The 21,771-nt window shown below is 33.4% G+C and carries 22 protein-coding genes, 1 pseudogene and 1 riboswitch; of the genes and pseudogenes, 15 read left to right on the top strand and 8 right to left on the bottom strand.

Annotation, left to right across the window (positions count from 1 at the left end):
* Window positions 1-23 precede the first annotated feature (23 nt).
* The 4 genes from AN960_RS07015 to AN960_RS07000 all read right to left on the bottom strand — a co-directional run bounded on the left by AN960_RS07015 (window position 24) and on the right by AN960_RS07000 (window position 3,656).
* Complete coding sequence (locus AN960_RS07015; RefSeq protein WP_286131635.1) at window positions 24-983, bottom strand: ABC transporter permease; 960 nt, start codon at window positions 981-983, stop codon at window positions 24-26.
* A 25-nt stretch (window positions 984-1,008) separates the two neighbouring features.
* Window positions 1,009-1,926 carry an ABC transporter ATP-binding protein gene (locus AN960_RS07010; protein ID WP_056468809.1) on the bottom strand — a complete coding sequence of 306 codons (918 nt, stop codon included), beginning with the start codon at window positions 1,924-1,926 and terminating at the stop codon, window positions 1,009-1,011.
* Window positions 1,919-2,737 (bottom strand): GDSL-type esterase/lipase family protein, encoded by an 819-nt coding sequence (locus AN960_RS07005; protein WP_056468805.1) that lies wholly within the window; start codon window positions 2,735-2,737, stop codon window positions 1,919-1,921. The genes AN960_RS07010 and AN960_RS07005 overlap by 8 nt, the downstream gene beginning before the upstream one ends.
* Before the next feature lie 115 nt (window positions 2,738-2,852).
* Window positions 2,853-3,656 carry a formate/nitrite transporter family protein gene (locus tag AN960_RS07000; protein ID WP_056468803.1) on the bottom strand — a complete coding sequence of 268 codons (804 nt, stop codon included), beginning with the start codon at window positions 3,654-3,656 and terminating at the stop codon, window positions 2,853-2,855.
* 265 nt (window positions 3,657-3,921) lie between these two features.
* Between AN960_RS07000 and AN960_RS06995 the strand changes: the two genes are divergently transcribed.
* Both AN960_RS06995 and AN960_RS06990 read left to right on the top strand, forming a co-directional pair.
* On the top strand, window positions 3,922-4,185 hold the full coding sequence (locus AN960_RS06995) for a DUF2573 family protein (protein WP_056468800.1): 264 nt from the start codon (window positions 3,922-3,924) through the stop codon (window positions 4,183-4,185).
* Between the two features lie 188 nt (window positions 4,186-4,373).
* Window positions 4,374-5,291: a proline dehydrogenase family protein gene (locus AN960_RS06990; RefSeq protein WP_056468798.1), complete on the top strand. Its 918-nt coding sequence runs from the start codon at window positions 4,374-4,376 to the stop codon at window positions 5,289-5,291.
* 176 nt (window positions 5,292-5,467) lie between these two features.
* Here AN960_RS06990 and AN960_RS24390 read toward each other — a convergent pair whose 3' ends face one another.
* Window positions 5,468-5,608 carry a YuzL family protein gene (locus AN960_RS24390; RefSeq protein WP_098232476.1) on the bottom strand — a complete coding sequence of 47 codons (141 nt, stop codon included), beginning with the start codon at window positions 5,606-5,608 and terminating at the stop codon, window positions 5,468-5,470.
* 248 nt (window positions 5,609-5,856) lie between these two features.
* Between AN960_RS24390 and AN960_RS06985 the strand changes: the two genes are divergently transcribed.
* The 13 genes and pseudogenes from AN960_RS06985 to metQ all read left to right on the top strand — a co-directional run bounded on the left by AN960_RS06985 (window position 5,857) and on the right by metQ (window position 18,464).
* The gene (locus tag AN960_RS06985; RefSeq protein ID WP_172795399.1) at window positions 5,857-8,238 is read left to right on the top strand and encodes a 3-hydroxyacyl-CoA dehydrogenase/enoyl-CoA hydratase family protein; all 2,382 of its coding nucleotides are present in this window, start codon (window positions 5,857-5,859) and stop codon (window positions 8,236-8,238) included.
* Between the two features lie 21 nt (window positions 8,239-8,259).
* A complete protein-coding gene (locus AN960_RS06980) occupies window positions 8,260-9,435 on the top strand; it encodes an acetyl-CoA C-acetyltransferase (RefSeq protein ID WP_056468795.1) in 1,176 nt (391 codons plus the stop codon).
* A gap of 71 nt (window positions 9,436-9,506) precedes the next feature.
* Window positions 9,507-11,291 (top strand): acyl-CoA dehydrogenase FadE, encoded by a 1,785-nt coding sequence (locus tag AN960_RS06975; protein ID WP_056468794.1) that lies wholly within the window; start codon window positions 9,507-9,509, stop codon window positions 11,289-11,291.
* A 411-nt stretch (window positions 11,292-11,702) separates the two neighbouring features.
* Window positions 11,703-12,059, top strand: coding sequence for an arsenate reductase family protein (locus AN960_RS06970; protein WP_056468793.1), 357 nt, complete (start codon window positions 11,703-11,705; stop codon window positions 12,057-12,059).
* A gap of 45 nt (window positions 12,060-12,104) precedes the next feature.
* Entirely contained in the window at window positions 12,105-12,488 is a 384-nt protein-coding gene (gene gcvH / locus AN960_RS06965) for a glycine cleavage system protein GcvH (RefSeq protein WP_056468792.1), read from the top strand.
* A gap of 177 nt (window positions 12,489-12,665) precedes the next feature.
* Window positions 12,666-12,782 (top strand): annotated as a pseudogene (locus AN960_RS25015) (IS200/IS605 family transposase); the annotation flags it as partial.
* Between the two features lie 34 nt (window positions 12,783-12,816).
* Window positions 12,817-13,950: an IS200/IS605 family element RNA-guided endonuclease TnpB gene (tnpB, locus tag AN960_RS06960; protein ID WP_056468791.1), complete on the top strand. Its 1,134-nt coding sequence runs from the start codon at window positions 12,817-12,819 to the stop codon at window positions 13,948-13,950.
* Between the two features lie 329 nt (window positions 13,951-14,279).
* Entirely contained in the window at window positions 14,280-14,630 is a 351-nt protein-coding gene (locus tag AN960_RS06955) for a ribonuclease M5 (RefSeq protein WP_088014517.1), read from the top strand.
* Window positions 14,631-14,645: 15 nt separating this feature from the next.
* Window positions 14,646-14,969: a thioredoxin family protein gene (locus AN960_RS06950; protein ID WP_056468789.1), complete on the top strand. Its 324-nt coding sequence runs from the start codon at window positions 14,646-14,648 to the stop codon at window positions 14,967-14,969.
* Between the two features lie 286 nt (window positions 14,970-15,255).
* Window positions 15,256-15,618, top strand: coding sequence for a hypothetical protein (locus tag AN960_RS06945; protein WP_056468787.1), 363 nt, complete (start codon window positions 15,256-15,258; stop codon window positions 15,616-15,618).
* 77 nt (window positions 15,619-15,695) lie between these two features.
* Window positions 15,696-15,806, top strand: a riboswitch (SAM riboswitch).
* Between the two features lie 139 nt (window positions 15,807-15,945).
* Complete coding sequence (locus AN960_RS06940) at window positions 15,946-16,950, top strand: methionine ABC transporter ATP-binding protein (protein ID WP_056468784.1); 1,005 nt, start codon at window positions 15,946-15,948, stop codon at window positions 16,948-16,950.
* A gap of 1 nt (window position 16,951) precedes the next feature.
* Window positions 16,952-17,620 (top strand): methionine ABC transporter permease, encoded by a 669-nt coding sequence (locus tag AN960_RS06935; protein WP_056468782.1) that lies wholly within the window; start codon window positions 16,952-16,954, stop codon window positions 17,618-17,620.
* A gap of 22 nt (window positions 17,621-17,642) precedes the next feature.
* Entirely contained in the window at window positions 17,643-18,464 is an 822-nt protein-coding gene (gene metQ / locus AN960_RS06930) for a methionine ABC transporter substrate-binding lipoprotein MetQ (RefSeq protein ID WP_082459406.1), read from the top strand.
* A 176-nt stretch (window positions 18,465-18,640) separates the two neighbouring features.
* Here metQ and AN960_RS06925 read toward each other — a convergent pair whose 3' ends face one another.
* The 3 genes from AN960_RS06925 to dltC all read right to left on the bottom strand — a co-directional run bounded on the left by AN960_RS06925 (window position 18,641) and on the right by dltC (window position 21,756).
* Entirely contained in the window at window positions 18,641-19,612 is a 972-nt protein-coding gene (locus tag AN960_RS06925) for a 2-hydroxyacid dehydrogenase family protein (protein ID WP_056468779.1), read from the bottom strand.
* Between the two features lie 690 nt (window positions 19,613-20,302).
* Entirely contained in the window at window positions 20,303-21,520 is a 1,218-nt protein-coding gene (gene dltD, locus AN960_RS06920; RefSeq protein WP_286131625.1) for a D-alanyl-lipoteichoic acid biosynthesis protein DltD, read from the bottom strand.
* Entirely contained in the window at window positions 21,517-21,756 is a 240-nt protein-coding gene (dltC, locus tag AN960_RS06915) for a D-alanine--poly(phosphoribitol) ligase subunit 2 (protein WP_056468776.1), read from the bottom strand. Before dltC ends, dltD begins: the two co-directional genes overlap by 4 nt.
* Window positions 21,757-21,771 lie beyond the last annotated feature (15 nt).

The raw sequence follows: 21,771 nt of genomic DNA, 5'->3' as shown, positions 1-21,771 counted from the left end.
AACTTTTTCGATCCCCGTTTTATTTAATTCATATCTTGCTTAATAAATACAATGAATGAGATTAGTAAAGCTAATACTCCCCATATGGATAAATTCATTAAAGAGAAGTGCATGTTCAGTCCCTCAATGGAAGGGAGTTGACCGGCCAAGTAGTCAGTTAGGCCAAGGTTTACACTAAAGAAGTATTTTGCCCCTGACCATGATGTAGCTAGTCCACTTAGGACGCTTCCTGTTATTAAAGCGGCTAGCATAATGCCCATTGCAGCGGGTGTAGTTCGAACTAATACCGATACCATAAATGAAAGAGTTCCAATAATAATACAGACAAACCAAGCAAGTCCAAATGCCATTATGATGTATTGCCATTGGGGAATCAGTTGAACGGAATCAGTTAATAGCTGGTTATTTTTGATGACAAATCCTGTTAACACAGGTACTGACCAGCCTTTAAAGCTGAAAACAAATCCTGAAACGACATATGCTAATACACCGTATAGAACGAGAAGAAAAGAGATTAATAAACAAATTGATATGTATTTACTAAGTAAAACCTTCCATCTTTTGATGGGGCGGGTTAGTAGTATTTTTATCGTACCGTCGCTTCGCTCACCAGAAATAATATCGATTGTGATGACCATGACCAATAATGGTAGAAGTAGCCACCCAATACTTTGTTCAATTAATTTTCGTATAAATGTAGGAGCACCAGGCGTAGTAGGATTTATATCGTTATCCAAATAATATTGCTCTTGATCAATTTGAACCTTTAACCAACTTTTCCATTCTTCAGGTATTCCTGATGAGTTTAATCTATTTTGTTGGTCGACTATTTTTTGTTGAAGTGCTACTTTCCAATTATCAGTACCAAGTCTTTTAACTGTTTCTTCAGTTTGCTGTAGTTGAGCATAAACAAAAATAGGGATTAGCACTGCTAAAATGAAAAAGATAACAAGTATTCTTCGTTTCCTTACCATTTTTTCAATTTCGTTAAAGACGAGTCTAATTAGTTCAGCCACGAACTTCGCCTCCAGTCATTTCCATGAATAAATCTTCCAATGTTTCAGACATTGTTTTAACGCCATTCACTTGTATATTTTCTGCTACGAAATGTTGAATGACCTCATTAATTTTGAGAGGCGACATTCGGCATAGGATAAGTTCATCCTTTACTACGATATCTTGAATCGTAGAATCCTTTTTTAATAAATCTAGCGCTTTTTGTAATGGAGAAACTCTCCATTCAACTCTTTCAGCCGCTTCCTTTACTAATTCTTTAACTGTTGAAACTCTAACCATTTTGCCTTTATTTATAATTCCTACTCGATCACAAATCATTTCGATTTCACTTAATAAATGACTTGAAATAAATACACTTATATTTTGCTCTTTTACAAGCATATGAATAAATTCACGTAATTCACGAATACCGGCAGGATCTAATCCATTAGTTGGTTCATCCAAAATAAGAAGTTTTGGGCCTCCAAGTAATGCTTGAGCAATCCCCAATCTTTGTTTCATTCCGAGTGAATATGTTTTTACCTTTTCATGAATCCGCTCAGTTAACTTTACTAAATTTACAACTTCGCTTATTTTTTTATCATCTTTAATTCCTAACATTCTCGCAAATTGATTTAGATTTTCCCATCCGGTTAAATATCCGTATAATTCTGGATTCTCTACAATACATCCAATTTGTCGCATCGCTTCTTTGAAATGCGTTTTAACTGGATAACCAGCGATTTCAATCGTTCCTTTTGTTGGTTTGATTAATCCGACTAGCATTCGAATCGTTGTTGTTTTTCCAGCTCCATTTGGACCTAGAAAGCCAAACACTTCACCTTCATACACTTCAAATGAAATTTTATCGACTAGTACTTTTCCTTTAATGCTTTTTGTAACACCATCTAATTTAAGAACTTTATTCATTCGACTCACCTCGAAGCTGACTTCCTATTTTACTAGTTAAGCGATTTGCCATTTCAATATAACCGTCTTTGTTTGGATGAAAATGGTCAGTGTACAAATATTTCTTTTCTTCATTAAAAAATAAATCGAATGTAGGAATGACGTATGCATTATTAGTTTGAAGTACCGCTAATTCGAGTAGATTATCCCATCTCGATACAAAGCTTGACGATGCATCTAAACCTTGAACATTATGAAATGGATTATAATAACCAAATGCATAAATAGATGCTGTAGGATTTTTTTGACGTATTAGTTTAAAAATTGATTGTAGATTATTTTTGAACGTTTTTTCATCTGGACGATATGTCTTTAAAAATTGTTCGTTTAATTGATTAGCGCCAGGAAATAAATCATTACTTCCAATGGAAAGAACGATTATGTCCGCAGAGCCAATCGTTTCTTGGATATTTTTTTTCTTTATATCGTTAAGTAAATCTGATGTTTTTGCGCCACTAACAGCTAAATTCGTGATTGTTGTTGGTTGTTTATACTCTTTTTGAAGAATGGTTTTTATTCTTCCTACATAACCTGTTCCCTCATCATCACCAACACCACGCGTAAGTGAGTCTCCTAATGCAACAATCTTCAGTTTATTGTTTTTGTGAACACTGTCATTTTGATTATTTTTCTGTGTATTATTATTCACAATTAGTTTGCTTTTTTGAGGATTTAAAACAGTATAAGCACCTTTCACGAAGCCATATGATAATATAAGGAAACATAGTAATGAAATGAACATGATCAACCGAACAAAATTATTGTATTTCAAATTTTACACCACCAAAAAAGGAAAAATTTTCATTATAAAATCATTATTACCATAATAAAATTAGATTTGCACGAAAAAACCTGTCCTCCAAAAAAAGAGGACAGGTAAATTAGGTTTACGAAACGCGTTTTAATTCTTTTACTTCTAATTTTCGTTCATTATTTAAGAAGTAATATGCCATTCCGACACCAACTGAACCACCAATAATGTTTCCAATTGTAACTGGAATTAAATTATGCAATACATCACCAAACGTAAAGGCTACATCATGCGGCATAATATAGGATAATGTAAAGACTGCGATATTTGCGATACTGTGTTCATAACCAGAGAAGAAGAACGCAAATACTAATAAAAAAATCAGTAACATTTTTGCTAAATCATCTTTAAATCTAGTTGGTAAAAAACAAGCAAGACAGACAAGCCAGTTACATAAAACACCTTTAAAAAATAAGTGGAAAAATGAAGCGTGAATTTTATGGTCGACTACACCAGTTAGAAAATGATCGGCAGGAAAATCTTTTGCTAAACCTGTTAAAAAGTAAATAATTGCAAAAATAAATGCTCCAAGAATATTGCCTGAATAACATGCGATCCAGTTTTTTACTAAATCTAGTTTTGAAGTTTTTTTAGCTAAAGTTGAAAACGTAAAGTACATCGTATTACTAGTAAATAACTCTCCACCACCATAGATAATCATAACTAATGCTGTAGCGAAAACGAATGGATAAGCTATAGATGTAAATGGTGAACTTTGTAATCTAAATAATTCTGCTAATTTTAAACAAACAATGAGAATAAAGCTTATATAAATAGAAGCTAAAGCAGCGCGTGTTAAATATTTAACTAAGCTTTGGTCTAGTATTTTCTTTTTTTTAAGAGCTAAGTCAATACAATATTGGATACTATCTCGTTCCAAATGGTTTCACTCCCTATGCGTTCTTTGATTAACACATTCATAGTATACAAACAAAATACGATTACGAGTTTGTGAAATTATGAACAAATTATGAAATTGAATAAGTTAGATACTATTTATTAATTTTACTTTACATTTTTTAATAATCATCTTACTACTGGTTGAAGATATAATATAATTTCATAGTAAACAGGTTTAGGTAAAAAAAGGAAAGATTCAAATTAGATTTTGAAAACTTAATAATAAAATGGAGAGGTGATTTCAATTGGAAAATGAGTTTGAAGCAAAATTTGATGCGTTACTAAAAAAATATACGGAATTGTTATTAGGAGATTGGTCAGAGGAAAAACAAGCAAAAGTGGAAAAGTGGGTTATGTATACATACATATCAAAATCAATGCCGGCATTAGTAAAACATTGGAATGATACATATCCTCAAGCTAAAGAAGAAGTTGTTAATTTAATAAAAGAGATTAAAACGTTAAATGACCAGCATAGAGAAGCTATGGCTAACAAAAATAAGCAATAATCTTTATCCATAATTTTCAAAGATGACGACATATATAAATTATGATAATATAATATTAAGTAAGGGCATACATTTTTCAATAAACAAAATTCGACAAATTATTAAATAATTGTTTTAACAAATTTCAATAGATGATACATTAGTACTATATAGAGAGAAAAGTAAAGTTTAATTTCGGGGGTAGAGTAATGGAACAAGTTATGAAGAATGCTTTTTTATTTATGTCTAAAAATAAGTTTTTAACTAAAATGGCTAAAAAATATGGCCTAAGATTTGGTGCAGGACGTTTTGTTGCAGGCGAAACAATCGATTTAGCTACAAAAGTTATTCAGGACTTAAATAAAAAGAATTTAAAAGTAACAATTGATTATCTTGGGGAATTCGTTGACACGGTTGAAGAAGCAAATGAAATGGCTGATCACTGTATCGAAGCAATTGAAGCGATTGGAAAAGAAAATTTAAATTCACAATGTTCTCTAAAAATGACTTCTATGGGTCTTGATATTTCTGACGAGTTAGTTTTATCAAACATGCGTCGTATTTTAGAGGCAGCTAAAAAGAATGGTGTATTCGTTACAATTGATATGGAAGATTTCACTCGTTGTGAAAAAACAATCCGTATCTTTAAGCAATTAAGATCTGAGTACGATAATATCGGAACAGTTATCCAAGCTTATTTATACAGAACTGAAAACGATATTACAGATTTAAACAGCTTAAAACCAAATTTACGTTTAGTAAAAGGTGCTTATAAAGAGCCTGCTGAAGTAGCATTCCCAGAGAAAAAAGATGTGGATGAAAACTTCAAAAAAATCATTAAAATGCACTTATTAAACGGTAACTTTACTGCAATCGCATCACATGATGAAGCAATGATTGAGTACACAAAACAATTAGTAAAAGAACATAATATTCCAAACGATCAATTTGAGTTCCAAATGTTATACGGAATTCGTACAGAGCGTCAATTAGAGCTTGTTAAAGAAGGCTATAATATGCGAGTTTATGTTCCTTATGGTACTGACTGGTACGGATACTTTATGCGTCGTCTTGCAGAACGTCCTGCTAACGTGGCGTTCGTATTAAAAGGTATGTTCAGTAAATAATTCTAAAATTAAAGGCTAACTAAAAAGGATTGAGTGAGGATCCTTTTTAGTCAGCCTTTTTCTCTTTATACAGGATTTTTTTGTGATAAGTAAGTTATTAGTAAAACAACATTATTCATATAATTGTTTAAATCAGCAAGATCCTAGCTTTATTATTAAGTTTGAGCGAAAAAAGCTTACTGACCCATATTTTTTTTACCGTACTGCTGATTGTTACTTTGTCTACCTTTTTCTTCTCTTTGATCTCCATGACTTGCATTACCCTGAACACTTGCTGCACTAACTCCACCCTTTGATGGATTTCTTTCACGTTTCATATCTTATCACCTCCATTTCTTAGACTAACCTATTTAAATAAACTTATTAGTAAAAAATGGAGTGTGATAAAAAAAGCAGAGGTAGGAATTTAGATCATAAATAAAATTTATTAATTTGAACTTTTTGTTTATTGCGAAAAATAAGAATTTATCATATAGTGGAAGAAGAGGGCTCATTGATAATGGATTGTTTTATCCAGAAAGTGAATGAGTATTCATTCAAGATATGAGGAGGAGAAATGCATATGATCCAAAAAATTAAAAAAGCCGCTGTACTCGGCTCTGGTGTGATGGGATCTGGTATCGCTGCACACTTGGCAAACATAGGTATTCCAACATTATTACTTGATATTGTCCCAAGAGAACTATCTGAGGAAGATGCTGCAAAAGGTCTTTCTACTGACTCCAAAGAATTTCGTAATCGATTTAGTCAAACGGCTATTCAGAAATTATTGAAACAAAAGCCAGCTCCTCTTGCATCTAAGAAAAACTTAACGTTAATTCAAGCAGGTAACTTTGAAGATGATATGAGTCGTTTAAGCGAAGTTGACTGGATTATTGAAGTAGTTGTTGAAAATTTAGCAATCAAAAAACAAGTATTAGCTAGTGTTGATGCATACCGCAAACCAGGCTCAATCGTGAGCTCAAATACATCAGGTATTTCAATTGAAGCAATGTCTGAAGACTGTTCAGATGACTTCAAGAAACATTTCTTAGGCACTCACTTTTTTAACCCACCACGTTATTTAAAATTATTAGAAGTTATTCCTACTAAACATACATCTGAAGAAGTACTTACATTTATGAAAAGTTTTGGAGAAGACGTTTTAGGTAAAGGCGTTGTATTAGCAAAAGATACTCCAAACTTTATTGGAAACCGTATCGGAACATATGGATTACTTGTAACTGTACAAGAAATGCTAAAAGGCGGATACAGTGTTGGAGAAGTTGATTCAATTACTGGTCCAATGATTGGGCGCCCTTCTAGTGCTACATTCCGTACATTGGACGTAGTTGGATTAGATACATTTATCCATGTTGCAAACAATGTTTATGAGCTAGTAGAAGGTGAAGAGAAAGAAGTATTTAAAGTTCCAGAATTTATGAAGGAAATGGCTAATCGTAATTGGCTTGGAAGTAAGTCTGGGCAAGGATTCTTCTTAAAGCAAGGTAAAGAAATCTTAGAATTAGATCCAAGCACATTTGAATATGGAGAAAGAAAAAGCTTGAAAACAGCTTCAACTGAAAGCATCAAACAAGTTAAAGGCTTAGCGAATAAGTTGAAAGCGCTTGTATACGCTGATGATCGTGCAGGTAACTTCTTATGGAGCATTATTAGTCCGGTATTAGTTTATTCGGCTGAATTGTCTGGTGAAATTTCTGATAACATCGTCGGAATTGACCAAGCAATGAAGTGGGGATTTGGCTGGGATTTAGGACCATTTGAAATTTGGGATGCAATTGGTGTATCTAAATCGGTCGTACGAATGGAAAGTGAAGGCTTAACTGTACCGAATTGGGTTAAGAATATGATCGATCGTGGTAATGAAACATTTTATAAGCAAGACAATGGAGTTACAAGCTTTTATCATAATGGTCAATTTGAAGAGTTAGTAAGAAATGATAAAGAAGTAAAATTAAGTATTTTAAAAGAACAAGGTCGAATGATTAAACAAAATTCAGGTGCGAGTTTAATTGACCTTGGAGATGGAGTTGCATGTTTAGAATTCCATACAAAGAGCAATGCAATTGGTATGGATATTACGCAAATGATTAATTTCGCAGTTGATGAAGTTTCAAAAAATTTTAAAGGTTTAGTTATTGGTAACCAAGCTAAAAACTTCTGTGTTGGTGCCAATTTAGCAATGATTTTAATGGAAGCACAAGATGATAACTATTTTGAAATTGAAATGGTAGTTAAAGGATTCCAACAAGCAATGATGAAAATTAAGTACTCAGATAAACCGGTAGTTGTAGCTCCTTATGGTATGACACTAGGTGGCGGTGCTGAAATTTGTTTACCAGCTGCTAGTGTAGTTGCCTCTTCTGAAACTTATATGGGCTTAGTAGAAGTTGGAGTAGGCTTAATCCCAGGTGGGGGCGGTAGTAAAGAGCTTTACATTAAACAATTAAAACAGTTCCCAGAAGGTGTAGAGTTTGATCTACAAGGTCTTGCAAATCGAGTATTTGAAACAGTCGCAATGGCAAAAGTATCGACTTCTGCACAAGAAGCATTTGAAAATGGTTTCTTAAATCATGAAGATCGCAAAGTATTTAATGCAGATCATTTAATTTATGAAGCAAAACAACGAGTACTTGAGTTATATGAAGCAGGTTATAGCGCTCCAATTCGTGAAAAAGTACCAGTAGTTGGTGAGTCTGGTTATGCAACTTTATTAGCTGGTGCAAACTCAATGTACTATTCTGGCTATATTAGTGAACATGATTTAACAATTGCTAAGAAATTAGCTTATGTAATTGCAGGTGGAAAAGTACCATTCGGAACGTTAGTAGACGAAGAGTATTTATTAAATATTGAACGTGAAGCATTTTTAAGTTTAATTTCTGAAATGAAATCTCAAGCACGTATGCAACACATGCTTGTAAAAGGAAAACCGTTACGTAATTAATCTAAAGATGGAGGGAAGAACATGAGAGAAGCTGTTATTGTAGCGGGTGCGAGAACACCTGTAGGTAAAGCGAAAAAAGGATCACTAGCAACAGTTCGTCCAGATGATTTAGGGGCATTAGTTGTAAAAGAAACATTAAAGCGTGCAGGAAATTACGATGGTCCAATCGATGATATTATTTTTGGTTGCTCATCCCCGGAAGCTGAGCAAGGATTCAACATGGCGCGCAATATTGGGGCACTAGCTGGATTACCGCATTCAGTTCCAGGAATTACAGTGAACCGCTATTGTTCTTCAGGTTTACAAAGTATTGCTTATGCAAGTGAACGAATTATGTTAGGTCATTCTGAAGCGATTATTGCGGGCGGAGCAGAATCAATGAGTTTACTACCAATGGGAGGGCATGTTGCTCGTTTAAATAGTAGATTAGTAGAAAATGCACCTGAGTATTATATGGGTATGGGGCATACTGCTGAACAAGTTGCCAATCGTTATGGTATTTCAAGAGAAGATCAAGATGCTTTTGCGGTACGTAGTCATAGACGCGCAGCAGCAGCTATTAAAGAAGGGCGTTTTGTAGACGAAATCGTTCCAGTAGATGTAACGCTACGTTCAGTTAACGCAAACAATAAATTAGAAGAAAAGAATTTTACTTTCTCTCAAGATGAGGGTGTTCGTGAAGGTACATCTTCTGAAGTATTAGCTAAATTAAGACCAGCATTTAATGTAAGAGGTTCAGTAACGGCTGGAAACTCTTCACAAACAAGTGATGGGGCTGCAGCAGTCTTAGTAATGGATCGCGAAAAAGCGGAAGCTGAAGGACTAAGTCCATTATTAAAATTCCGTTCTTTTGCAGTCGCTGGAGTAGCTCCTGAGGTTATGGGAATTGGACCAGTTGAAGCAATTCCAAAAGCTCTTAAATTAGCGGGATTAAGCTTATCTGACATTGGAATATTTGAATTAAATGAAGCATTTGCTTCCCAATCAATTCAAATTATTCGTCACTTAGGTCTTGATGAAGAACGTGTAAATGTAAACGGTGGGGCGATTGCATTAGGGCATCCACTTGGCTGTACTGGTACTAAACTAACTTTATCTTTATTACATGAGATGAAGCGACGTGGAGAGCAGTTCGGGATTGTAACGATGTGCGTTGGTGGCGGAATGGGTGCTGCCGGAGTATTTGAATTAGTTTAATAGATGTACGAAAAATAGATTGTTAGAATCATATCTTCAAACTAGTAAATAGAAAATAGGAGGAATTATTGATGGAAAAAACAATCGGTAACTTACTAAAAGGCGGAAGCTTTTTAACAACAGAAGTGACTTTTGATAAAGTTTTTACACCAGAGGATTTTACAGATGAGCATAAATTAATTGCAAAAACAACTGAAGATTTTGTAGTGAATGAAGTTTTACCTGAATTAGAATATTTAGAGCAACACGAATTTGATCGCACTGTAAGATTATTAAAACAAGCTGGTGAGCTAGGATTATTAGCAGCAGATGTGCCAGAAGAGTATGGTGGAATCGCACTAGATAAAATTAGCTCAGCATTAATTACAGAAAAAATTTCTCGTGGTGGTGGATTCTCACTTTCTCAAGGAGCCCACGTAGGGATTGGTACACTTCCAATCGTATTGTTTGGAAATCATGATCAAAAGCAACGTTACTTACCAGGTTTAGCATCAGGTGAGAAATTTGCAGCTTATGCATTAACTGAGCCAGGTTCAGGATCAGATGCATTAGGAGCAAAAACGGTTGCTAAATTAAATGCTGAAGGAACTCACTACGTTTTAAACGGTGAAAAACAATGGATTACAAACTCTGCGTTTGCAGATGTATTTGTTGTTTATGCAAAAATTGATGGAGAGCACTTCTCAGCATTTATCGTTGAGAGAGATTATGAAGGTGTATCGACTGGTCCAGAAGAAAAGAAAATGGGTATTAAATCATCTTCAACTCGTACACTGATTTTAGAAGATGTGAAAGTTCCTGTAGAAAACCTTTTAGGTGAAATTGGAAAAGGTCATGTTATTGCATTTAATATTTTAAATATTGGTCGTTATAAATTAGCTGTAGGTACAGTTGGTGGATCAAAACGTGCTTTAGAATTATCTGCAACGTATGCTAACCAACGCCAACAATTCAAAACACCAATTGCTAAATTTAGTTTAATTCAAGAAAAATTAGCTAGTATGGCTACAAAAGTTTATGCAAGTGAAAGTTCAGCATATCGTACTGTAGGACTTTTCGAAGATCGCTTTAGTCAATTAACTGAAGAGCAAGCAAAAGATCCAAAAGCAGTAGCTGCAGCTGTAGCAGAATATGCGATTGAATGTTCTTTAAATAAATTCTTCTGTTCTGAAGTGTTAGACTATGTTGCTGATGAAGGAGTGCAAATCCACGGTGGATATGGCTTCATGGCTGAATATGAAATTGAGCGTATTTACCGTGATTCTCGTATTAACCGAATTTTTGAAGGAACAAACGAAATTAATCGTTTAATTGTACCAAGTACTTACCTTCGAAAAGCAATGAGCGGAGAGCTTCCATTACTTCAACAAGCACAACAAATACAAGAAGAGTTAATGATGTTAATGCCTGAAGAAGTGGGAGATGCTCCTTTAGAGCAAGAGAAATATTTAGTTCGTAATGCGAAGAAAATTGCGATCATGATTGCTGGTTTAGCAGTTCAAAAATTTGGTAAAGCATTAAGCAATGAACAAGAGATTCTAGTAAATATTGCAGATATCGTAAGCAATATTTACGCAATGGAATCGACAGTTCTGCGTACTGAAAAGGCAATTAACAAAGTAGGATTAGAAAAATCAAACCAAAAATTACTTTATACTCAAGTATTCTGTCAAGAAGCATTTAATGAAATCGAAGCTCATGCTAAGGAAACACTTGTTGCTGTTGAGTCTGGTGATACACTAAGAATGATGACTTCAGCACTTCGTAAGTTTACACGTCATACGCCAATTAATGTAATTGCGAAGAAACGTGAAATTGCTGCTAATGTATTAGAAGAAGAGCGTTATACGGTTTAATTTTAAAAAAAACTGCCAATCTGTTGATGGGCAGTTTTTTTTATTTAACAATTTGGGATTCGTTTTTTTAAAGACGCTGTAGCACCCTTACTCCAATCGTTTGCATTAAAGAATAAATCGTTCTAGATTCTTAAATAGATAAGGATAATTTTGCCATGACTTGTGCCATACTAGTATAAGTTGAGTAAAATTTAAGAGGTTCATCGAATGATATAGTAAATTACTTTGATATATTAAAAATATTTAAGGTTTTTGTTTAAATCGGTCGAAAAACACGAATGTTCTACTGGTTTAGTATGATGAATATTGCTATAATATTTTTGGAACTAACTTATTACAGAATTTTCGAACGGAACTATTTTAACTCGCATATTCCCTGTGATAAAATAGAATTTGGGAGGAGTTGCTAAAATGAGTATCATTTTTTATACATATCCAAAATGTGGAACTTGTCGAAAAGCCGCTTCTTGGCTTAAAGAACATAATATTCCGGTTGAAGCAATTGATATTACATTAAATCCACCTTCAAAGGAATTACTTGCTGATCTTTATAAAGCAAGTGGAATTTCTATAAATAAATTATTTAATACAAGTGGTGTTAAATATCGTGAGCTTGGATTGAAGGATGTTATTCCAACGAAAACTGAGGACGAGCTATTAGAACTACTAAGTTCGGATGGTAAATTAATTAAAAGACCTCTGCTTTTTAATGGAGATAAAGCGACAGTTGGTTTTAATGAAGAGGTATTTGAAAAGGCTTGGTTATAAAATAACTATATAATTTAAGGTAATTAATCTGAGGAGGATTTCACAATGTCAATTCCAAATGAACTACGTTATTCAGAAGAACATGAGTGGGTAAAAGTTGAAGGTAATAAATACTATATCGGTATTACTCATTTCGCTCAATCAGAGCTTGGAGATATCGTATTTGTTGAGCTACCAGAAGTAGGCGATGAACTTACTATAAATGAGCCATTCGGTAGCGTTGAGTCTGTAAAAACAGTATCTGAACTATATGCTCCAATCAGTGGTAAAGTAATTGAAGTAAACTCTGATCTAGATGAAAATCCTGAATTCGTAAACGAATCTCCATACGAAAAAGCATGGATGGTAGTTGTTGAAGCAACAAATGCTTCTCAACTTGAAGAGTTAATGACTGCTGGTCAATACGAAGAAATGATCAATCAAGATTAATTATCTAAAATTAAGCGTCCAATTTGGGCGCTTTTTTATTATTATCAAACAGAAGACTCCTTCCTCAATTACGGGAAGGGTGAGATAACACCAGTAATAGGTGGGAGATGAATGTCGCTTATGTGTGCGTGAGTCTAAAGGCTTTGCTTTCATAAGTGAAATTAGAAAGCAATAATCATGATCAAATGTGCCTTTCCACAAATTTGAAAAAAGCTATGGTAAGAAATGTTTCGGTCAAGAATTTTTTGCTTACTAACTACTGGTGGTTCTCCGATCAATATAGTTAAGAAATAGATTAAAAATCAAGGGATGAAGTGAGGTGAAAACAATGCTAGTCAATAAAGCATATAAATTTCGTATCTATCCAACCAAAAAACAGGAAACTCTAATCGCTAAAACTATTGGATGTAGTCGTTTTGTATTCAATCACTTTTTAGGACAATGGAACAACACATACAAAGAAACTGGCAAAGGATTAACATACAATTCTTGTTCTGCTGAATTAACAAAGTTGAAAAAAGAATTAGTATGGCTCAAAGAAGTTGACAGTATTGCTCTTCAATCCTCACTGAAAAACCTTGCAGATTCGTATTCACGATTCCTCAAAAAGCAGAATAACACACCACGCTTTAAATCTGAAAAGAATCGAGTTCAATCCTATACAACAAAAGAAACAAGCGGAAATATTGCTGTTGTCGGAAACAAAATGAAACTTCCTAAACTTGGTCTTGTTCGCTTTGCTAAAAGTCGCGAAGTACATGGTCGTGTTTTGAATGCAACCGTTAGACGAACTCCAAGTGGTAAATACTTTGTATCCATTCTTGTAGAAGTAGACGTACTACCACTGGTGAAAGCTGAATCATCGATTGGTATCGACTTAGGCATTACTGATTTTGCCATTTTGTCTGACGGAAGAAAAATTGACAACAATAAATTTACTGCCAAAATGGAAAAGAAACTAAAACGTGAACAGCGAAAACTTTCAAGACGTGCGTTACATGCTAAAAAGAATGGGGTTAATCTTCTTTATGCAAAAAACTATCAGAAACAAAAAAGAAAAGTCGCTAGATTACACGAAAGAGTAATGAATCAACGTGATGATTTCCTTAACAAGTTGAGTACAGAAATAATCAAAAACCACGATCTAATCTGTATCGAAAACTTGAATACGAAAGGAATGTTACGTAATCGCAAATTAGCCAAATCGATTTCTGATGTATCATGGTCTGCATTTGTATCTAAATTAGAATACAAAGCTACATGGTATGGTAAAACAATCATGAAAGTAAGTAGATGGTTTCCATCCAGCCAAATATGTTCTGATTGTGGGCACCAAGATTGCAAGAAATCTCTTGCATTCAGGGAATGGACTTGTCCTATTTGCCATCAACATCACGATCGAGATTTAAATGCCAGTAAAAATATACTAGCTGAAGGCTTACGAACATTGGCTTTGGCCTAAATAATCATAAAACCGTAGGAATCTAAGGAGATAGCTTGGTAAATATGAGAAACCTCTGCTGGCAAAGAAATAACACTAGCAAGTATGCTCAGTTCCCAAGAATCTTCCACTTCAAACAACCCGTAAGGTGGTTAAGTGGTGAGTAGTTCAATTTACGTGTATAATTAATGTAATAAAGCTTAACTTATTTACATAAAACATAATTTAAAGGGACATTTTCATTTAGGGGAAAAAAAGGAAACAACTAAGGGGAAATCGAATATACTATATACAAAAGATTTTTAGTCAAAAGTTTTTGAGTCCTATACATTAGGTGATGCCCAGTGAATATTGAAGATCAAAGAAAAGTTATCATTGTCGAAGGTACTACTGATAAGAGGAAAATACAGACAATCATAAAGGAGCCTGTAGATATTATCTGTACGAATGGTACAGTTGGTACTTCAAAGCTAGATGAGCTTGCTGAAATGTTAGATTTAAGAGAAATTTATGTGTTAGTAGATGCAGATGAGGCTGGTGAAAAGCTTAGAAGATTGTTAAAAAGAGAATTTCCACAGGCAGAGCATCTGTACATTGATAGAAGTTATCGAGAAGTGGCAACAGCTCCGAGTCAACATTTAGCTAGTGTATTATTAGGGGCAGATATTTTAGTATTTACAGATTATTTACGTACAAATTAAAGAGGAATAAAGAATATGCAGCAATGGACAAAGAATGAAATAATGCAAAGAATTCAATCAAAAGAGACTACAGTTATTTATATTTATACCGCAATGTGTGGTACATGCCAAGTAGCTTCTAAAATGCTAGAAGTTGTAAATGAGATTCTGCCAAATTTACCTATCAGTAAGGTAAATATTAATGAAATAGTGGAAGAAGCTCAAAACTGGAAGGTTGAAAGTGTACCTTGTTTACTTATTTTTGAAAATGGGGAAATGAAACAAAAAATTTACGCTTTTCAATCTGTACCTTATTTACATGAATTGTTAAAAAAATATAATTTATATATTAAACGATGAGTTGATCATCAAGTTTTTAGGATTTTGACATTACATTAAAGAGAGTGCATTCGAAATGCACTCTTTTTATTTGTCTTTTTAAGTGATCATACGAGAGCTATTTCATTTTCTAAATCCCTTATAAATGTCCCTAACCTTTGACATATTTCTCGGGAAATGAGTTGAATGTTGTAGAAATAAAATTAAAATATAGATTTTTATCAAGGTAAATGTCGAGCGAAATATAAAGAATACACCTCTTATCTATGAGAAAATAAGATTAAAGAAATCGGGAGAGGTGTTTATTATGGATATCAAGGAGTGGATAGGACAAGCAAGAAACTTATTTATAAAAAAGGAATATTTACAAATCATTTTGCCAATCGAAGAAAGGATTGTAGAATTAAACTGCCTAAATGAAAAAGTATTTATAAAGTTAAGTAAAAAGGCTCCGTTTATCGAGGTAATTGATCGTTCGATTCCGCAACTTAGAGTTAATTTTTCAAAAGATGGATGGGAATATCTAAATTCAGGTTCGCAAAGGTTAGGACTTTTATTAAAACTGAATGATGCTTCTTTTGAAGGGAACTATCGATTATTACTACTAATGGAAACGATTTTTCAATATACAAGTGTAGAAAACGAAAAAAAACTTTTAGAAAATTGTTGACAACTACTGTCTAAGTTTGTAGAATTGGACTTACGTTAAAGAAATTACGTTAAACAACTTAATAGATCGTAAGTTAACTCTTATCGAGAGAGGTGGAGGGACTGTGCCCTGTGAAACCCAGCAACCGTCAATGATTGTCATTGAAATGGTGCTAATTCCTGCAAAGCATATGCTTTGAGAGATGAGAGAAAGGAATACTTTTTGTATGTTAAACCTTTCTACTCATGTGAGTTGAAAGGTTTTTTTGTTTTATGCGACTAAAAAAGTACTTACTTACAAAAAATTGAAAGATAAGTTGTTAGAATGTTTTGAAAGGAGATCAAGTGTATGATTCAAATAAATAATGTAAGTAAAACATACAAAGGTAAAAAGGGCACAGTTACCGCAGTACAAAATGTTTCTTTAAATATTGAAACAGGTGAAATTTTTGGCATGATCGGATATAGCGGCGCAGGGAAAAGTACGTTATTACGTATGCTAAATGGACTTGAGTCCCCTACATCAGGTGAAGTGATTATTAATGGCCAATCGATCTCTAAATGCTCATCTAGTCAGTTAAGAAAAGCAAGACAAAAAATAGGAATGATTTTTCAGCATTTTAATTTATTGTGGTCAAGAACTGTATTAGAAAATATACTTTTCCCACTTGAAATTGCTAAAGTTTCAAAAAAGGAAAGCATTAATCGTGCGAAAGAATTAATTAAACTTGTAGGACTTGAAGGTAGAGAAAATGCTTATCCTTCTGAACTAAGTGGAGGTCAAAAGCAACGTGTCGGAATTGCAAGAGCACTTGCTAATAACCCAGATGTTCTTTTATGTGATGAAGCGACTTCTGCATTAGATCCTGAAACAACAGATTCAATATTGGCTTTACTGACAAATATTAATAAACAGCTTGGTATTACAATCATTCTGATTACCCATGAAATGCATGTTATTCAAAAGATTTGTCAACGAGTAGCAGTAATGGAAAACGGAAATGTAGTAGAAGAAGGCCATGTTGTTGATGTATTTACTCGTCCTAAACAAGCAATTACAAAGAAATTTGTGACGCAAATCAAAGGCAATGATGAAGGTGAAGTAATTTCTCAAGGTGATGGGAAGGATAATACTTACAAGCTAACCTTTAAAAATGGTCAAGCAGATCAGCCGCATATTTCTGAGGTAGTTAAGCACTTTGATATTGAGATTAACATTTTACAAGGAAAAATTGTTCAAACTGCTGAAGGCTCTTATGGGACAATGAAGATTCAACTTGTTGGTGACATAAAAAACATCAAAGAAGCAATCGCTTATTTAGAAGCAAAACAAGTTGAAGTGGAGGTAGCATAAGATGACACAACTTTTTCCGAATGTTGATTGGGATGCAATGCTTGTAGCTTCTCAAGAAACATTATTCATGACAGTAATAGCTGCGCTTGCAACGTTCATTTTTGGACTAATAATAGGTTTATTCTTATTTTTAACTAGTAAAGACCAGTTACTTGAAAATAAATTTTTTAATACAATCCTAGCAGCGTTTGTAAATATTTTTCGTTCAATACCGTTTATCATTTTAATCATTTTATTAATTCCATTTACGATCTTTATACTTGGCTCAATGCTTGGAGCAAAAGCAGCATTACCTGCATTAATTATTGGTGCTGCACCATTCTATGCAAGGATGGTCGAAATCGGATTACGTGAAATTGATAAAGGTGTAATCGAAGCTGCAAGAGCAATGGGAGCTAGTACCTTTACAATCATCGTAAAAGTATTAATACCAGAAGCTTTACCAGCAATTATTTCAGGTTTAACAGTTACTACAATCGCAATTGTTGGTTATACAGCAATGGCTGGTGTAGTCGGTGGAGGTGGACTTGGTAACCTAGCATTTATGGAAGGATACCAACGTTCTAATAACCAAGTAACTCTTGTTGCGACAGTCATTATTTTATTAATTGTATTTATTCTTCAGTTTATTGGAGATTTAGTAACAACGAAAATAGATAAAAGAGCTTAATCATATAAGGGAGGAACTGACAGTGAAATTTAAAAAAATCGCAAGTTTATTAGGAGCAGGTGTTTTAGCATTATCTTTAGCAGCATGTAATAAAGGTGGAGAAGATAAAAATAAAGAATTAGTGGTAGGTGCATCAAATGTACCTCACGCAGTTATTTTAGAACAAGCTAAACCAATCCTTAAAAAAGAAGGAATTAACTTAAAAATTGTTAAATTCCAAGATTATGTATTACCAAATAAAGCACTAGCTTCAAAAGAATTAGATGCAAACTATTTCCAACACATTCCATATTTAGAGTCTCAAATGAAAGAAAATGGTTATAAATTTGAAAACGCTGGTGGAATCCACATCGAGCCAATTGGAGTTTACTCTAAAAAATATAAGAGCTTAGATGAACTTCCAAATGGAGCTAAAATTATCATGAGTAGCTCAGTAGCTGACCATGGTCGTATGTTAAGCTTATTACAACACGAAGGATTAATTAAACTTAAAGCTGGAATTGATCCAACTACTGCTCAAATTAAAGACATTGTTGAGAATCCAAAACACTTAAAATTCCAAGCTGACGTAGACGCTGGTATGCTTCCAAAAGTATATCAAAACAATGAAGGCGATGCAGTTTTAATTAACACAAACTACGCAATTGATGCTGGATTAAACCCAATGAAGGATGCTATTGCTTTAGAAGGTAAAGACTCTCCATATGTAAACATTATCGCAGTTCGTAAAGGTGATAAAGATAAAAAAGAAATTAAAGAGCTTGTAAAAGTATTACACTCAAAAGAAATTCAAGATTTCATCATTAAAAAATATAAAGGTGCTGTAGTACCTGTAAGTCAATAATAAACAGAGAGGGTATCCCAAGTGAATTTTTATGGGAACCCTCTTTTTTCTATAGGGAATAAAGCTTTGAAAAACTATTAACTGCAAATAAATTCTGAAAATCGCTAATAAAATAAATAAAAAAGGGAATGGACATAAGTCAGTTAAACTAACTTATGTCCATCCCTTTTCTATATTTAGCTCTTCACAAGAATTTGATTTACAGGTGAGATTGGTGGTCGTTCAGCCATAACCTCAATAATATTTTTAGCTGCTATTTCTGACATAGCATCACGAGTTTCATATGTTGCATTACCGATATGAGGTGTTAATACAACATTTGTAAGTGATTTTAGCTCTTCTGTTATTTTTGGTTCGAATTCAAATACATCTAGAGCCGCACCCGCAATTACGCCATCCTTTAATGCGTCTACTAATTCCTGTTCGTTCGCTAAAGGACCTCTAGCTGCATTGATAAAAAATGCAGTATCTTTCATCTTATAAAACTCTTCTTTTCCAAATAAATGGTGTAGATCGGGCTTGTAAGGAGAATGAAGGGTAATATAGTCAGAAGTCTTTAAAAGTTCATCCATTGATACGTAAGTGGCATTTAATTCTTGTTCAAGTTCATTACTTAATCTTCTTGGTTGGTGATAAATAATATTCATATTAAAAGCCCTAGCTCGTTTAGCTACAGCTTGTCCGATATTACCGAAACCAAAAATACCTAAAGTTTTTCCTGATACTTCGGTTCCTCTAAAGAATAATGGAGCCCACCCTTCAAAACCTATTGTGCGGCAAAGTTCGTCCCCTTCGACTATTCTTCTGGATACAGCTAGGAGGATTCCAAAAGTTAACTCAGCAGTTGCGTCTGTAGAAACAAGTGGAGTGTTTGTAATATGAATGCCTTTACTAGTTGCATAATCTACATCGATATTATTAAATCCTGCTCCGTAATTAGCAATAATTTTTACATTTTTAGCAGCATCAATTACTCTTTTGGTGATTGGAGTGGATAGTAAACTTAAAATTGCATCTATCCCACCAACTAGTTCACACAATTCATCTTCTGTAATTAATTGCTCATTTTCATAAACAATGACATGATGATCTTTTAATAATTGCTCGGCTTTTTCTGGGATTTTTCCCGCTACTAAGATATGTGCCAAATTAGAAACCTTCTTTCAACAGTTTAATAATTGAATGTTATCGTTTTTATTATAAATGAAGTTTCAAGTTTTTGTTTAATTTAGTATTTGGTAGTTTAAAGAATTTATTTATTTTTAATGTCTGTCAGCAATGAAAAAAGTAGACACAAGTCTGCTTCACGTTGTTGAGAAAAAATCTTGTCAATTAATTATCATATTTTCGTAAAAGGAGTAGAGTGATATTGATTTCCACTAAGGGATGCTCGCTTTCCATGGGGCGAGATTCTTTAGCCTCCTCGGCGCGCCGCCTGCGGGGTCTCAGCCTTCCCGCATATCCCATAGGAGTCGAGCACCCCTTTCGTTCCAATCAACTTGTTTATCTCAAAGAAGTCTACAATAAAAACCTAATCAAATAGCCTTTACTTAGCATAAACTAACAGTTATTTATTAATCAGTTTATAGGTCAATTAATATCGAACATTTTACTAAACTATTATTTGAAATTGTTTTTCTAAAAATTAGCTCAAAATATTTTTAATTTCTCAAGAATAATTAATACTATAGTTTGTTGATATTTTAAAACAGCTAAACATATTAACATTAAAATAAATATTAGATAACAAAAAAATAGTAATAAGATTCACTTAATATCCGTTTGACTATTTTATATTTCAACACAATGAAAAAAAAGCAGACATTAGTCTGCTTTTGTCATTGATATCTATGATTTAAACTTGCAGAAGGGGGTGTATGATTTACTGAATAAAACTTATTTAAAGATTGATCTACATATACCCAGCCCTTCCAGCCTAAGTGAATTGTATCTTTTAGGAAAAACTCATCGTATTCATGTGAAGAAAAATCAGCCACTTGGAATCCAGAATCTTCAATTTGTTTTTTTACTTTTTTGTAATAAACTTCTCGACCTTCTTTAGGGAAACCAGCGTAATCATACCATGGTCCATTTACTGGAACGGAGATAAACAACGCTTTTGTGTGCTCTTTTTTTAATAATGCTAATACCATTTGAAGGTCATCATATTCTGGCGATACACCATAGTTACTATCGTGTTTATAATTTTTTAATGCTAGAAGACGGTTTTGAATGTGCTTTTTATAATATTTATTAATTATACCGAAATGGTTTGAAGTTGATTCACGTTGGCCCATTTTATCGGCAACTTGAGCTACTCGATCCCAGGATAAATCTTCATATTTTGATTTTTTTAATCGGAAGTTTTTATCTGGATCCATTATAACGGTATCAAAAAGATCTTTCTTTTCAAGTATTTTAAAATATGTGTAAGCTAACGGCTTTTCAGCCATAGCCTCGAATTTAATTTTTTTGTTATTTGAAATAAATGATTCTAGTTGAGTTACTAATAAAGAGTCTTTTTTGATAATTGACAGCGTTAAAAGTCTCTTTGCAATTTGTCTCTTTACTGAAATATCAATTGTATTATTAAAAACGAATGAATAAGTTTGAAGCGCAGAATAATTAGGTGAAAAATGAGTATCATCAATCCCATGTGGAATAAACCACTGTGGAGATAAAACAAACACAATTTTTCTATTTTTAATGCCATCACCTAAAGATGCTAAATCAAGAAAATGAACGAGACTTTGTGATCCCCCTCGACCAATTAGATAGGGAGTAAATTCATCTTTTTCTCCCATAAAAAATCTAGAAGGATGGAAGGGGTCTCTTCTAGCAAGTTCTGAAGACCCAAAAATAGGTAGAAATTTTGGGTCTTTTAACATTTTGCTTTGAAGTAAAGTCCCTTGAAATGTTTCAGGATTTAAAGATGCTGCTGTATTATTTAATCGTTCTTTTGTAATAAATAGTTCGTAAAAAGAATTTGGAAGATACAAAGCTAGTAAAAAAATTAAAATAGCTGTTATCATCCCAAAAAATTGAACTTTTTTCATTTTCTAGCCTCTAAAATCGAAATGATTTTATTTGGTGTTGCCCACTCCTCACGATCGAAGTCAGAAATCGTTACGTTGATACCAAGTTGTTCTTCGATTTCAACTAATAAGCTAACTGTACCAAATGAATCTAATAATCCTTCTTCAAAAATCAGAATATCTGGATTTTCAACCACTTCATCTGTATTACATAAATCTGCTAAAAGTTTTAAAACTTCTGCTCTTAAATTTTCCATTATACTCATTCTCCT

This window comes from Bacillus sp. FJAT-25509 (genome assembly GCF_001420605.1).
In the GTDB taxonomy this organism is placed as follows: Bacteria; Bacillota; Bacilli; order Bacillales; family Bacillaceae_G; genus Gottfriedia.
Note: the sequence above shows the minus strand (reverse complement) of the source record. Positions and strands in the feature narration are given on the sequence as shown.